Raw genomic sequence first — 14,680 nt, 5'->3', positions numbered from 1 at the left:
GTGCATTGCACAATGGTTTGCGCCCATTTCGGACGCGACTGGCGGAAATACTTCCGTTTCAGTCGATTAGCGGCTCTTCACGTAGCGCCCCGGGGCGTCCTCCAGCACCGTGTCGCCCGCGTTTCCGGGGTGGCGCTTAGCAGTTGCCGCAATGCGACGCTCGCCCTGGCCGACGATCCACGCGATCCAGTCGGGCCACCAGCTGCCGCGCGTTTCGCTGGCGCCGGCGACGAATTCGGCCAGCGTCCCGGGATCGCCCGGGTTCAGCCAGTACTGGTACTTTCCGCTGGCCGGCGGATTGACGACGCCCGCGATGTGGCCCGAACCGGCGAGCACGAACTTCCACGGGCCGGCAAGGTGGCGGGTCAGCTTCCACACGCTTTCCGCCGGGGCGATGTGGTCCTCGCGCCCGGCCTGGATGTAGCAGGGCGTGGCAATGCGCCGCAGGTCGATCGGCGTGCCGTCGGCGGCGAGCGCATCGGGCACGACCAGCTTGTTGTCGCGATAGAGATCCTCGAGATAGGCCTTCTGCCACTTGAACGGCAGGTTGGTCGTGTCGCCGTTCCAGTAGAGCAGGTCGAACGCCGGATAGTCCTGCCCCAGCAGGTAGTTGTTGACCACGTAGTTCCAGATCAGGTCGGGCCCGCGCAGCATGTTGAAGGTCGCGGCCATGTAGCGCCCGTCGAGCACGCCGTCGGTGGCGAGGCTTTCGAGCAGCTTGAGCTGGCCTTCGTCGATGAAGGTCTTGAGGTCGCCGGCCTTCTCGAAATCGACTTGCGCGGTGAAGAAGGTGGCCGAGGCGATGCGCTCGGCCTCTCCGCGCCGGGCGAGGATCGCGAGCGTGGCCGCGAGCGTGGTCCCGGCGACGCAATAGCCGATCGTATGCACGCTCGGCACCTCGAGCCGGGCGCGGACCACGTCGACCGCCTCGATCTGCGCGCGGATGTAGTCGTCCCACACGGTGTCGGCCAGGCTCGCGTCGGCCGACTTCCACGACACCACGAACACGCTGAGCCCCTGCTCCACCGCCCAGCGGATGAAGCTGTTGCCGGGGTTGAGGTCGAGGATGTAGAACCGGTTGATCCACGGCGGGAAGATGACGAGCGGCGTCTCGAGCACCGTCTCGGTCGCCGGCGCGTACTGGATCAGCTGGAACAGCGGCGTCTCGTGGACGACCTTGCCGGGCGTGGCGGCGATGTTGCGGCCGAGCTCGAAGGCGTTGGGGTCGGTGTGGGTGAGCTGCCCCTTGCGCACGTCGGCGAGCAGGTGCTCGACCCCCTTGACCAGGTTCTCGCCCTTCGTCTCGAGCGTGCGCTCGATCACCACCGGGTTGGTCAGCGGGAAATTGGCCGGGCTCAGCGCGTCGGTCACTACCCGGGTGAGGAATCGCAGCTGCGCCTTGCGCTCGTCCGGCAGGCCCTCGGCCTCGGCGGCGAGCGCGTTGATCTTCTCGGCGAGCAGCAGGTAGGTCTGGTGGAGCAGCGCGAAGACCGGCTGCTCGCGCCAGCGCGGATCGGCAAAGCGCTTGTCCTTGCGCGGCAGCTCGGCGCCCTCCTTGGGCTTGCCGCCGGCATATTGCGAAAGCACCTTGGTCCACAGCGCCATGCTGTCGTCCCACAGCTTCGCCTGGACCTCGGCCGCCGCCAGCGGCACCGCGGCAAACCACTGGTCGAACAGCCCGGTCACGCGCTCGCTGTCGCCGAGTCGCGCGATCGTCCGCTCGATCGTGCCGGCCTGCTCGGTCCCGAAGTCGAGCCACATCTTCTGCAGCTTGGCCGCCGACATCGCCCAGCGCTGCAGGTCCGCAGGCTCGGGGACCTCGCTCTGCGCGGTCGGCATCAGCGGGGCGAACAGCGCGCGCATTGCCTCGCCCTGCTGGCGCAAAAGGTCCTCGACCACGGCGCTGTCGAAACCTGGAGCGGGCGAGGCGGGGTTCGCTGTCATCGTCGCTGTTTCCGTTACGTCGCCGGCCGGACACGGCCCTGGTCCGGCGAACCATACACGCCTTCGCCGCGCTTGTTACCCTCAAGGTTTCCTTGGCCCGGCGATTGCCGTAAGGCGTGCTTGCGGCAATCCCGCCGCGCCAAACGAGTACACTGTCGTGGACGAAGAATTCTACCGCATGAAGCGCCTGCCGCCTTACGTCATCGCCGAAGTCAACGGCATGCGGGCCGCAGCACGCGCCGCCGGTCGGGATATCATCGACCTCGGCATGGGCAACCCGGACCTTCCGCCGCCCCAGCACATCATCGACAAGCTGTGCGAGGTTGCGCAGAAGCCCAGCGCGCACGGCTATTCGGCCTCGTCGGGCATCCCCGGCATCCGCCGCGCGCAGGCCAGCTACTACGGCCGCCGCTTCAACGTGGAGCTCGATCCCGAAACCGAAGTGGTGATGACGATGGGCTCAAAGGAGGGCCTCGCCAGCCTCGCCACCGCGATCACCGCGCCGGGCGACGTCGTGCTTGCGCCCAATCCCAGCTACCCGATCCACACCTTCGGCTTCATCATCGCCGGCGCCACGATCCGTTCGGTGCCGACCACGCCCGACGATCGCTATTGGGACTCGCTCGACCGCGCGATGAAGTATTCGGTGCCGCGCCCCTCGGTGCTGATCGTCAACTACCCCTCGAACCCCACCGCCGAGACCGTCGACCTCGCCTTCTACGAGCGGCTGGTCGCCTGGGCGCGCGAGAACAAGGTCTGGGTGCTGTCCGACCTCGCCTATTCCGAGCTCTACTTCGACGGCAAGCCGACCCGCTCGATCCTGGAAGTGCCCGGCGCCAAGGACGTCGCGGTCGAATTCACCTCGATGTCCAAGACCTTCTCGATGGCCGGCTGGCGCGTCGGCTTCGCGGTCGGCAACCGCAAGCTGATCGCCGCGCTCAAGCGGGTGAAGTCCTACCTCGACTACGGCGCCTTCACTCCGATCCAGGCGGCCGCCTGCGCCGCGCTCAACGGCCCGCAGGACATCGTCGACAAGAACCGCGAGCTTTACCAGAAGCGCCGCGACGTGATGGTCGAGGCCTTCGGCCGCGCCGGCTGGGAGATCCCGAGCCCGCCGGCCTCGATGTTCGCCTGGGCGCCGCTGCCCCCGGCGCTGCGCCACCTCGGCAGCCTCGAGTTCTCCAAGCAACTCCTCACCCACGCCGAAGTCGCGGTCGCGCCGGGCGTCGGCTACGGCGAGGACGGCGAGGGCTTCGTGCGCATCGCCATGGTCGAGAACGAGCAGCGCCTGCGCCAGGCCGCGCGCAACATCAAGCGCTACCTGCAGAGCATGGGCGTCAACGCCTCGGCGGCCTGAGCCCGGATCGGTCCGCAGGCCATTGGCTTTGCGGACCGGCCACCTTGCCTGCTTTACGCAAGCGTCGGGATCGGCGACGGTGGCGCAAAGCCATCAGCGGGAGAGGTCTGCCATGCGTTTCCATGATCGCGTTTCGATCACCGTCGAGGACCACGTCGCGCACGTGCTGCTCGACCGCGCCGACAAGATGAACGCGCTCGACGACGCCATGTTCGAGGCGATCGTCGCCGCCGGCCAGCACCTCCACGCCGAGCGCGGCGTGCGCGCGGTGGTGCTCTCGGGCGCGGGCCGGGCGTTCTGCGCCGGGCTCGATCTTTCGAGCCTCGGCAACACCAGCCGCTGGGACGGCGACAATTCGCTGGTCGCGCGCACCCACGGCAACGCCAACCGGCCGCAGCAGGCGGCGATGGTCTGGCGCAAGCTGCCGATGCCGGTGATCGCCGCGATCCACGGCGTCGCCTTCGGCGGCGGCCTGCAGGTCGCGAGCGGCCCCGACATCCGCATCGTCCACCCCGCCACGCGGATGGCGGTGATGGAAGTCAAATGGGGCCTCGTCCCCGACATGGCAGGCTTCGCGCTGTGGCAGGGCAACGTCCGCGACGACCTGCTGCGCGAGCTGATCTACACCCATCGCGAGTTCACCGGCGCCGAGGCGCAGGCGCTCGGCTTTGCCACCCACGTCGCCGAAGACCCGCTCGCCATGGCCTTCGCGCTCGCGCGCGACATCGCCGGCAAGAGCCCCACGGCGGTGCGCGGCGCGAAGTCGCTGTGCAATCGCGCCCCCGACATGACCGTCGACCAGATCCTCGTCGCCGAAAGCCTCGCGCAGCAGGAACTGATGTACTCGAAGAACCAGATGGAAGCGGTGCGCGCCGGCATGGAGCGGCGCCCGCCCGAATTCGTCGACCCGTGACCGCGCTGCGACCGCTCCGTCTTGCGGGCGAGGGGCGCCGGTGAAGGCGCTGTACGATCCGGGCGGCATCCTCGGCGCGGGGCTTGCGGCGATCCGCCGCGAATACGCGGTGCCGCCCTCGTTCCCGCCGCAGGTCCTCGCCGCCGCCGAACAGGCGGCGCGCCGCGCCCCCGCCGACCATGTGGACCGCACCGCGGTGCCTTTCGTCACGCTCGACCCGGAAAGCTCGACCGATCTCGACCAGGCCTTCGCGATCGAGCCCGCCGGGTCCGATCTGCTGCTGCGCTATGCCATCGCCGACGTCGCCTGGTTCGTCGAGGACGGCGATGCGGTCGACGGCGAGGCCTGGCGCCGCGGCGAGACGCTCTACCTGCCCGACGGCAAGGCGGGGCTCTACCCGCCGGTTCTGGCCGAAGGCGCGGCGAGCCTGCTGCCCGACGGCCCGCGCCCGGCGGTGGTCTTCACCGTGCGCGTCGATCCGGCGGGCGAGGTCGCGCTCGACGATGTCGAGCGGGCGCTGGTGCGCAGCCGCGCCAAGCTCGCCTACGACACCGTCGCGCCCGGCGACCTGCCCGCCGCCTTCGCCGAACTGGCCGCGCGGATCGGCGCGGCCGAGGCGCGGCGCGGAGCGGCGCGGGTCGATCCGCCGCAGCAGGAGGTCGAAGCCCTCGGCGAAGGGCGCTTCGCCCTGTCGTTCCGCCCGATGCTCGCGTCCGAAACCGCGAACGCGGCGCTGTCGCTGGCGACCAATCTTGCCGTCGCGCGCGCCCTGCTGGCGCACCGCACCGGACTGTTCCGGGTCATGGCCGGCCCGGACGAAAAGGCCGTCGCCCGCCTGCGGCAGAGCGCGCACGCGCTCGGCCTGGCCTGGCCCCAGGCGCAGGGCCTCGAGGACTTCGAGCGCGGGCTCGACGGCGCCGACCCGGCGCAGGCGGCGTTCATGCTCGCGGTGCGGCGCGCCGGCAGCGGCGCCGGCTATGCCCCCTATCGCCCCGGGGCCGAGCCGTGGCACGCCGCGATCGCCGCGCCCTATGTCCATGCCACCGCGCCGCTGCGGCGGCTGGCCGACCGCTACGTGATCCGCGCCGCGCTCGCGCTGGCGCGGGGGCAGGCGGTGCCCGGGGCGGTGGCCGCGGCGTTCGAGCGGCTGTCCGAGGTCATGGCCCGCGCCGACGCCGTGGCGAGCCGGATCGAGCGCGCCGTCGTCGACCTTGCCGAGACGGTCATGCTCCACCGCCGCGAGGGCGAGGTGTTCCGCGCCGTCGTCACCGAGGCCGAAGGGGCGAGCGCGCGGATCCAGCTCGAAGGCCTGCCGGTGGTCGCGCGGGTCAAGGCCGCGGGCGCCGCGCCCGGCCAGGTCCTGCCCGTGCGGCTGGACCGGGCCGACCCCGATCGCCGCCAGCTGAGCTTCAGCGTTGCATGAGGTGAAGAATCCCGTTGCGGGCAGGAGCGCGCTCGGCTAACCGCCCCCTTCCACGCTCATGCGCATCGAGGCCCGATGGCGGAGTGGTTACGCACCGGACTGCAAATCCGTTTACGCCGGTTCGATTCCGGCTCGGGCCTCCAGAAAAATCAACAACTTACGCGAACGACAACGATCAAAACCCCTAAGGTGGGGGATTTGGTGGGGGACACAATGTTGCGCGGGTGATTTTGTGACCGCAATTCCATCGGTGCAATGGGTCCCTCCGGAGCCGAGATGACCCTCTCCGAATCATGGGCAGGGCGGTAGGCGGGACGCCTCGTGAGGGCTTCCTACATACCCGTATGCGCCGCGCCTTATAGGCCGTAGAGCGTTCCGACCACAAGCGTATCACCAACGCTACGCGGTACGACGACCGGAACGAAGCCGCTCGCCTCTACTGGATGGTCAACGGCTGCACAGGAACAGACCTTGCCTCCCGGTTCAATGTCACCCCGTCTTGTGGATGCCGCTGGATCAGAGAATGGAAGGCAGAGGATCAGGCCGCATAGGGCCTAGATTGCCCTAGGGGAGTCACACAGCGCGAAGGGGGACTTGCATGGGCGATGGGTTCGTCTTGTCTTCCTTGCGCTGTGTGGACTCCGCAGGGGCTGCGCGGGCGGGTCGGTGTTTGACGCTTAAGAAGCGCAATGCCTCCCGCAGCATGAGCTTGAGGTCCAATGCACGTATTTCCGCCGATCCTTATTGCGAACGCTCGCAAATGCGGGGATCGGGTAGGTTAACGTAAACATCAATTTGTAAGGCTTTGGGGATGGGACGGACGTTCCGTGTGCCGGATATGCGGAAAGGTAATTAGTTATACCCCTCGCCCACCCCTAGTAGGTGAGGTAGTGAAGACCTTATGTCATATCTCTCGATACGCCTGCTGTAGTCCCTGAAGGTGATACAGAAAGAATAACCCTATCAATCAACAACAGGGATAATCCCTACCTTGTCCTTGAAGCTATCCCGCAAGACATCCTTCGCCAGACCCTTAACCTTATCAGGTACGATCAAGCAATCATGCACCGGGAGCGAAGAAACGTCATGCTTGAAGGCCAGCGTTTCCATTGCAGACAGGATAATTTCGCTCTCGATGAATTGAAGGTCTGCCCAACCAAGACCCAAAGCCACCCCTTCGTCTCCTTCAGGCAGGATGGGGAGGACCTTCAGGATTGCATCTATGGTCTTCCTTATCGGGTAGTCTTTCCGAAGGTCGATACCGTCCTTCGCCATGTCCGTTACCGCCTCCGTGGGCCAGCGCGTGTGTCGCCTTCCGTAGCTCAGGGCCATAGTGACCCAAGCCTTCACAACGGCGCGGGGAATGCCTTCGACTGCATACGGGTCTTCCGGAAGCTCAATGCCCGGAAGGTGGCCTAGCCCCGACAGGATCGTCAGGTGGCAGGACCGAAAGTCTAGCTCCACCGTGGCTTCCCCGTTAATCGTGATGAAGGGTCTTTCGGTCTTCTTCTTCATGTTGGTGTGGGGACCTGAAATCCTGCCCCCTTGGTTCCAATCGAAGTCCGGAGCGTCCCCTCTGTTGAAGACTCGTTGGAGGCGCACAGACTCCATCGGCGCGAAGGTCTGCGCTGCTAGGTAGGCGTTGATCCTCTCCATTCGGTCCACAGCTTCGATGCACTTAGGGTCCGACTTGGGGAGAGGCATATCGCGCCCTTTTAGCGTCTCCCGGCCATTGCGCTCCGATGAAGCCCTGAGGACCACGGCGGGCGCGAGAGGTGCGCGTACAGGGGCCACGCGGGCGAAATGCTCGCTCCAGGTATCCCTTGTTATCCCTGCGTCTGCGAACCGCTGGCGGAGACTGTCTGTTGCCCTGAAGCGAGTTGCCTGCCCCTTCATTGGGACCCATCCCCGGTCGGTGAAGGAGGACTTGGCGAAGCGCGAGGTCCCCACGACCACTTCGATTAGGCCGTGGCCTTCAGCCGCCCAGAACACCTTGTCGAAGGGCTTGTAGCCAATGTCCCTACCGTTGAAGGAGTTGGAGCTAAGGGGTCTGCCCACCCATCCTCCCCGGTCCTGAGGGTCCCGTTCGATCAGGTCGGGGACAAGGGCTGCGAAGGCCAGCTTACGCTTGTTCAGAGGGCGTTCGCCTATCGCGCCCAACGCCTCCGCCAATACCGCATCGCACAGGTCCTGAGCCGCCTTCGACAAAGGACGAGCGGTAAGGGGCGCATAGGGCGCAGCCTTCATGTCCTCGCGGTCCTGAGCCGAATAGGTCGGGCCTGTGTCTGTCGTGGCTTGTGTGGTCATGGATTGGGTCTGTCGGTTTGGGATAGGCAGGAGGCTCGAAAGTCACAGTAAATAGTGAGGCTTCCGGAAGGGCGAGAGGCTGTCCGCCACCTTACCCCATCGGAAGCCTTCGCCCTTCGTTCTGCACTGAAATAACTAAGGAAAATTGGCGAGAATGGCCTGTCGCTTTCAGGCGGCTAGACGATCTGTGTTTTTCGGCTGGCCGTAGCGGGAGGCTTCAAGGGTCGTGACGATAGCGCGAAGGTCGTCCAGACTGAGGGCAAGCCGTTCGGTCTTGCCGGTCACTTCGTTGCGCTGGGAAAGCACAAGGTCCCCATCGCCCATGTCATAGATCGAGACGTTGGATTCGGTAGCGAGCGTGAAGTCTGAAGGCTGCAAGGTGGTCCCCTGTATAAACTGATTGCGATATGCAGGGGGCGTATGAGTCCTGTCGATTCCCTTGGCAACGCAGAATGATGGTTAGCGTCGAAGTAAACGTTCGACGATCAGGGACTTATTGCAATGGCGGACTATCCAAGCCTTTTGCTGTCACATCATTCAGCCGAAGGGTCAACGCGCTACTAAGCCTGCAAATCTCAAGCTGGTCGATCATGCCAGAGTGTATCATTGTTCCGTGGAGTGTTGCGGCGGCCATCATCATAAGGTGGGTCCGTCTGGCGAGGCTTTTTGTTTCCTCCTGTAGAGGTCTAAGCGCCGCGTTGTCTACATCTCGCAAAATTGAAAATCCCGTGACATGCGACGAAAACCCAGAAAGATGGCGATGGAAACCGTACAGTTGTGGAACACCCCCAGCGTTAGCTAGTTCTTTCCAGTCAAGCTTTGCCGCCTTCTTTTCTGCGGGCAGCTTAGAGCGCATTTCTCGCAGGCCTTTTTCCGCCATTCGGACGAAATCAAAATCTCCATCATCCCGGTGCATCTTAATTTGTCCGAGCGCCGTATAGATTGCATCCTGCCGCATGAGCGTGACGAAATCATCTTTCAAATTAAAATTGGCAGCGATGCAAATTGCAGCTTCGACTGCGGAACGAAGAATAATGTCCGCTTCTAGTTGCCGTCCTTCTTTCCAAAGAACCGTAAAACCTTGATGGTTGCTCCATAGACGCTTGAACAGCATCACGGAGAACATCTTCGGACTGGTACTTAATCCTTCCACGGACGCAGAGGCGGTCCACAACACGCTCGCCAGATTTGTTATCCCGTCATACAGTTGTATTTCTTCGATGGTTGGATCGTGGCTCATAACTGTGAACAATACCGGGCAACCGTGGCCTTCGATAGCCCAAAGTGTTCGCAGGTTTCCCGAATGCTTTTGCCGTTGTCTCGACGCCAAGCGACGACCGCCGCAGGATCGTCCGCAGCCTTAGGACGACCAAGGCTCGCTTTGCCCCTGTGGGTCTTGCCGGTAGCCTTCAAAGCGTCCCGCGCGGCTTCGCGCCCGGCGTCACACCGCTCCTTGATCCGCTGGCGCTCCATGTCTGCAATCTGTGCAAGGACAGCGACCACAATCTCACCAGCGCCGCGACCGATTATGCCAAGGCCGCGAACGTCTAGCATGACGCCCTTGTCCAGAAGGAAGCGCACGGTCGCCTGCACGTCCAGTGCATCGCGCCCCAAGCGGTCCAAGGCATAGAGGCAGACGGTATCGCCTTCACGGACGTAGGACAGGAGTGCAGCAAAGCCGGGACGATCCTTGGCGAGCGTAGCGCCGCTAATGCCTTCGTCCGCAAACTCCTTGTCGAAGGTCCCCCCGAGGGCGTGGCGCTGCGCTTCGACGCTCTGGTCGGAAGTGCTGCAACGGAAGTAGGCGATACGGCTCATAGACAACCCCTGTGTCTCTAAAGATATGGGGCGCAATATGAGGTAGTCGCAAAATATGTCAATATAGGTTGTGAGACATTCCTGCGCCTCCTTTCAGCATGTCTCAAAGGTTAGAAGTTTTGAGTCATCGACAGCGAAGATGGGCAGAGGGCGGAATGCCCGGACAGCGCCACAGCGGGCAGCGCGAAATGTCCGACAGGCTCAGTGACCAAAGATGCAGGGGGAGGCGAGGGGCAGGCGGAAGGGCGCTAGGTTTCGTTGGGTCCCCCGATGAGGATTGCGGGTCCTCTCCGGGTCCCCTTTCCGGCGCTGGCGGGTTCCCCCGGTCGCTGTGGACAGGTGATTTCAAAAAGCCGTTAAAGGCTCGTTGCTCGTTGTTGTTGTTAGATGTGAGAGGGCGCGGGTTAGCTGCCAAAGCCGATCAGTGTCTGCGCAAGGTCCCCACCGTTCTCTAAGAGCTTATTCCCGGTTCCAACAGCCTCAGCGATCTTCGACAGTCGCTCGCCCCACTTCAGGATCGAAGGCCAAATGGCCTTCGTCTTCTCTGCTTCTCCCGGCGCGGAAGATTGGCTGGCAGTCTTTAGGCGAACTAAGAGTTCTGCATAGACCGCCATCGCTGAATCGATGCCAAACGCATCAACATGGTCCAGAGTTGTTAGAAGCACACTGAGGTGACGCTTTGCAATCTCGGTCAGTATGGTTTGCGGATCGGCATCTGAGAAGTTGCGATAAACTGACCGGACCTCTTCAGATAATTCTGTAACGTCTTTGTTAGATGATGTGGTTCCCCGGTCGCCGTAAACAGAAGCAAGGATGGCAAACGATGAAATCGAAGAATCTATTTGGGGTAGATGGCTTGAAATAGAGGATTGCGCAGATTGCGGTGAAAAGCAGGACCTAAGTGACTGGACTGTCTGCAGTAGGCCATCTTTTGCTTCTTGGCTCAAAGAGCTATAGAATATAGCTTCTGTCGCCATTTGGCACTGGTCTAGCGCGTATGCGAATAGCCTTAGGACCGCCCCCTCTGTTAGCTGATCGCCACACCAATTCCGCACGTTGTCATATGTGTTGTGATTCGGCATCTGATTGTGCTTAAGGAGTCGCAGAATATTGAGTACGTTCGTTATCGGGTTGTCGCTCACTCTGCACTCTCCTTTGGCTGCATTCACTCTGAACCATTGCAGCGGTTTCGGGCAAGCCTTACTTGTGGTGCAATGCCCATCTACCCCGACAAGAAGAACGGCCAGCCAACCGGACGCTACCGTGTGGAAGTCCAAGCCAACGGACAGCGCATGAGGGGCCGTGCGTCCTCCCTGTCGGACGCCAAACGTCTAGAGCTGACGTTCCTTGACCAACTCGAAGGACGCGAGGCCGCAACGCCTTCCCCGGTCCCCGCCGCTTCCCCTCCGACCCCTAAGCCTTCCTGTCTGTCGTTCGGAGAGGCAGCGAAGCGGGCGAGGGGTATCCTCTGGGTCGGGCAGGCTACGGAAGCTGAGAGCTTCCTCAAGCTGGACCGCATTGTCGGGATCGTCGGCCCTAAGCTCCCATTGGACGACTTCGACGCCGTAGCGGCGGACGACTTGCTTGCGACACTATCGGCGCGGGGAATTACCCCAGGAACGATCAACCGCTATCTGTCCTGCCTCTCTGCGTTCCTCCGGTTCTGCAAGAAGCGCAACTTCCGCACCGCGCCCCCTCTAGAGCTAGAGTGGCGCGACGAAGACGAGGGGCGCATTCGCTGGCTCTCCTACGAGGAAGAAGCTCGGCTGATGGAGTTGCTTCCGGGTCCCATCGCCACTGTCGTCTATGTGGCTATCAGGACCGGCTTGCGAGCGTCGGAGCTAATCGGCCTCAAGCCCGATCAGGTTCAGCCGCGTTGGGTCCACCTGTGGAAGACAAAGAACGGCTCTCCCCGCTCTGTGCCAATCTCGGATGACCTCTATCGGGTCCTAGCGCCCTTGGTCCGCACCATGCCTAGCTACCCTCAGGTCTACCGGGCTTGGGAGGCTGCGCGGACCAAGATGGGCCTCAGGTCCGACAAGACCTTCGTGTTCCATGCGTGTCGCCACACCTACGCAACCCGTGCCGTCCAAGCGGGCGTGAACATTCGGGTCTTGCAAAAGCTGATGGGGCACAAGACCATCCAGACCACACTGCGCTACGCCCATGTGGACGACAAAACTTTGGCCGATGCGGCGCTATCTGCCTTGGCGTTCCATGAGGCCCTGATGCCTCCGAAAGGTGGGGGATTCGGTGCGGCAATCGATCCCGTCGTCGCATCGACGGATTCGAGAAAGTTACGCAATTTCAGAGTCTTAGTGTCTGTCGGAGTGCCGCCCCGGCGCTCTGCAAATCCGTTTACGCCGGTTCGATTCCGGCTCGGGCCTCCAACTCTTCCGACAAGCGAAAGCGATCGTCCGCGCGGCGGCCTTCGGAAGGCGCGCACGGGTTTGGCGCCTGCACGGCACACACCAAACCATCCGGCGGCGAACCCGGACCTTTGCGCCTTGGGGAAACGGAACGAACCTGCGCGACCGGCGCGGGCGCCATTGCCTGGCGCTGCGCGAAGGAGGGCGGTGAACGCTCTGGCGAGTGGCCGGCGGGGGCGTTGCTTCCCGCACGGCGCGGCCTTGGTCGGACGGGGGGCTCGTATCCCTTGCGACGGCTCGCGTGCCGCATCGGGTCCGTAGCGAGTCCCTAAGGATAAGTTCCGGGATAAGCAGGGCCGCGCGAGGGGGCCAGGCCGGACCGGAACCGGACTTCATGGGAGCGCTGCCACGCGGCTGGACCACCGCACCACATCCGCCCGTCCGTTGCACTGGCTGGGTATGCCCTGAGGGACTTGGGGCTTTACGCCCTCGCTCGCCGCTGGCTCTTTCCGAGGAACACCAGCGACTTCCCGCAGCGCCGACCCGCGCCGGTCGCGTCGGGGTGTGACCTTTCGGCTGACCCCGAAGGAGCGAAGAGCAAGCCGGCCATGCCGCTCCCGGTCCGTGGGTTGGCGTATAACCTATATGGTTAGTCATGTCAAGATGGGTTGGGGAGGGTTGGTTTCGCGCAGGGATCGCAGAGAGCGCAGAGAAGGAAGAGAGTATAGGGGCGAGGGGCATGGCCCCTCGCGCTCCCGGGACGTCTTCCGGCTTTGGCCTTGCGGCTGGGGTGAGGGTGCGGGGGACTTCGGGGGTTGCGCTGAAGGAAGGGCGGCCCTTCGACAGGCTCAGGGCGGGCGGGTTTGGGGCTGGCGTTGGTGTGCCTATCCCGTCCATCCAGAGCGGCTCGGGGCAAAGGCTGGCCTGCCAACTCCGTCCATCCTGAGCTTGTCGAAGGATCGTCCATCTTCTTCGGGGGTTGGCGCTGCGCGGCACCCCTCCACCACTCTGCGGGTGGTCCCCTCCCCTTGCGGGGGAGGATGACGGGCGCGCTTTTTCCGCGTCTCTGCGTAAACTCTGCGGGCTCTGCGAGCTCTGCGAGAACCTCTTTCCCACGCGACCGGAAAGGAAGGGCGGCCCTTCGACAGGCTCAGGGCTGCGGAGTTCCCGCCCGCACTTCCTTCCCCGTTCCTGAGCTTGTCGAAGGATCGTCCTTGTTCTTCTAGGGCTGGCGCGGGGCAGATACCCCTCCACCACCCTGCGGGTGGTTCCCCTCCCCTTGCAGGGGAGGATGAGGGGCGGCGCCTTGCGGGGTCTGCGGGAACCGCAATTCACCCGCGGCGGCAGCCTGCGCGCACTTGATCTTTGCGCTACATAACCATAAGGTAGCGCTATCAAGAGTAAGGCTGGGGGAAGGATTGATGGGTGTGAGCCTTACGGCTTGTCTTCCGCACGACTATCTCGACGGAGTGTTCGTCGCGCGTGCGCAAAGTCCGCAGGGGCCTTGCGTGCTGGTTCTGCGCGATGGCCGAATTCTGGACATGACATCGTCGGCCAGCACCGTCGCCGGCCTCATCGCGCGGCGGCAGTGGAACGCCCACGGAGTCGACATGGGGCCTGTCGAGGCGGGCCTTCCCGACGGCTGGAGCCTGCTCTCGCCGATCGACCTGCAGTGCGTCAAAGCCTGCGGGGTAACGTTTGCCGTTAGCGCTATCGAGCGCGTGATCGAGGAGCGCGCGCGGGGCGACAGCGCGGTGGCCGCGGAAATCCGCAGCGGGCTCGAAGCGACGATCGGTTCGGGTATCCGCGCGGTGGTCCCCGGCAGCGCCGAGGCGATGGCGCTGAAGGAGGCGCTGATCGCGCAAGGCATGTGGTCGCAGTACCTCGAAGTCGCGATCGGGCCGGATGCCGAGGTGTTCTCGAAGTCGCCGGTGCTCTCGACGGTCGGCCACGGCGCGCCGATCGGGGTGCGCTCGGATTCGAGCTGGAACAATCCCGAGCCCGAAGTGGTGCTGGTGGTCGATCCCGCCGGCGAAGTGGTCGGCGCGACGCTGGGCAACGACGTCAACCTGCGCGACTTCGAAGGGCGCTCGGCGCTGCTGCTGTCGAAGGCCAAGGACAACACCGCCTCGTGCGCGGTGGGGCCGTTCATCCGCCTGTTCGACGACACCTTCGGCATCGACGACGTGCGCCACGCCGATGTCGACCTGGTGGTCGAGGGCGAGGACAACTTCCGGCTCGAGGGCGCCAACCGCATGACCGAGATCAGCCGCGACCCGCTCGACCTCGTCGCCCAGACGCTGAGCGAACACAGCTACCCCGACGGCTTCGTGCTGTTCTGCGGCACGCTGTTCGCGCCGACGCAGGACCGCGACGAGCCGGGGCGCGGCTTCACCCACAAGGAGGGCGACCTGGTGACGATCCGTTCGACGCGCCTCGGCACCCTCGCCAATCGCGTCACCACCTCGCGCGATGCGCCCAAGTGGACCGTGGGGATCGGCGAGTTCGTCCGCAACCTCGCCGCCCGCGGCCTGGTCGAAAGGATCTGA

Annotated in this window: 11 protein-coding genes and 1 tRNA gene; 6 read left to right on the top strand and 6 right to left on the bottom strand. The window is 64.1% G+C overall.

What is annotated here, in order from left to right; translation table 11 throughout:
* Positions 1–66: 66 nt before the first annotated feature.
* Positions 67–1,944, bottom strand: coding sequence for a PHA/PHB synthase family protein (locus K3A85_RS03055; RefSeq protein ID WP_225205023.1), 1,878 nt, complete (start codon positions 1,942–1,944; stop codon positions 67–69).
* A gap of 157 nt (positions 1,945–2,101) precedes the next feature.
* Here K3A85_RS03055 and K3A85_RS03050 point away from each other — a divergent pair, with 157 nt between their 5' ends.
* From K3A85_RS03050 to K3A85_RS03035, 4 genes are all read left to right on the top strand, one after another.
* A complete protein-coding gene (locus K3A85_RS03050; protein WP_225205022.1) occupies positions 2,102–3,301 on the top strand; it encodes an LL-diaminopimelate aminotransferase in 1,200 nt (399 codons plus the stop codon).
* A 112-nt stretch (positions 3,302–3,413) separates the two neighbouring features.
* Positions 3,414–4,214 (top strand): crotonase/enoyl-CoA hydratase family protein, encoded by an 801-nt coding sequence (locus K3A85_RS03045; RefSeq protein WP_225205021.1) that lies wholly within the window; start codon positions 3,414–3,416, stop codon positions 4,212–4,214.
* A gap of 40 nt (positions 4,215–4,254) precedes the next feature.
* Positions 4,255–5,637 carry an RNB domain-containing ribonuclease gene (locus tag K3A85_RS03040; protein ID WP_225205020.1) on the top strand — a complete coding sequence of 461 codons (1,383 nt, stop codon included), beginning with the start codon at positions 4,255–4,257 and terminating at the stop codon, positions 5,635–5,637.
* Positions 5,638–5,706: 69 nt separating this feature from the next.
* Positions 5,707–5,780, top strand: a tRNA-Cys gene (locus K3A85_RS03035).
* Between the two features lie 820 nt (positions 5,781–6,600).
* On the opposite strand, the gene K3A85_RS03030 is transcribed toward K3A85_RS03035, so the two are convergent.
* The 5 genes from K3A85_RS03030 to K3A85_RS03010 form a co-directional block, all read right to left on the bottom strand.
* Positions 6,601–7,944 carry a hypothetical protein gene (locus K3A85_RS03030; protein WP_225205019.1) on the bottom strand — a complete coding sequence of 448 codons (1,344 nt, stop codon included), beginning with the start codon at positions 7,942–7,944 and terminating at the stop codon, positions 6,601–6,603.
* 168 nt (positions 7,945–8,112) lie between these two features.
* Positions 8,113–8,322, bottom strand: coding sequence for a hypothetical protein (locus tag K3A85_RS03025; protein WP_225205018.1), 210 nt, complete (start codon positions 8,320–8,322; stop codon positions 8,113–8,115).
* 115 nt (positions 8,323–8,437) lie between these two features.
* Positions 8,438–9,184, bottom strand: a complete 747-nt coding sequence (locus K3A85_RS03020) for a hypothetical protein (RefSeq protein ID WP_225205017.1) — start codon at positions 9,182–9,184, stop codon at positions 8,438–8,440.
* Entirely contained in the window at positions 9,181–9,762 is a 582-nt protein-coding gene (locus K3A85_RS03015; RefSeq protein WP_225205016.1) for a recombinase family protein, read from the bottom strand. The genes K3A85_RS03020 and K3A85_RS03015 overlap by 4 nt, the downstream gene beginning before the upstream one ends.
* Before the next feature lie 404 nt (positions 9,763–10,166).
* Positions 10,167–10,904 carry a hypothetical protein gene (locus tag K3A85_RS03010; protein ID WP_225205015.1) on the bottom strand — a complete coding sequence of 246 codons (738 nt, stop codon included), beginning with the start codon at positions 10,902–10,904 and terminating at the stop codon, positions 10,167–10,169.
* A gap of 72 nt (positions 10,905–10,976) precedes the next feature.
* Here K3A85_RS03010 and K3A85_RS18180 point away from each other — a divergent pair, with 72 nt between their 5' ends.
* Together K3A85_RS18180 and K3A85_RS03000 are read left to right on the top strand one after the other, a co-directional pair.
* A complete protein-coding gene (locus K3A85_RS18180; protein ID WP_404822879.1) occupies positions 10,977–12,452 on the top strand; it encodes a tyrosine-type recombinase/integrase in 1,476 nt (491 codons plus the stop codon).
* 1,100 nt (positions 12,453–13,552) lie between these two features.
* Entirely contained in the window at positions 13,553–14,680 is a 1,128-nt protein-coding gene (locus K3A85_RS03000) for a fumarylacetoacetate hydrolase family protein (RefSeq protein WP_225205014.1), read from the top strand.

The organism is Novosphingobium huizhouense (assembly GCF_020179475.1).
Lineage (GTDB): Bacteria > Pseudomonadota > Alphaproteobacteria > Sphingomonadales > Sphingomonadaceae > Novosphingobium > Novosphingobium huizhouense.
The sequence above is the reverse complement of the archived record's forward strand: the minus strand, read 5'-3'. Positions and strand labels throughout refer to the sequence as shown.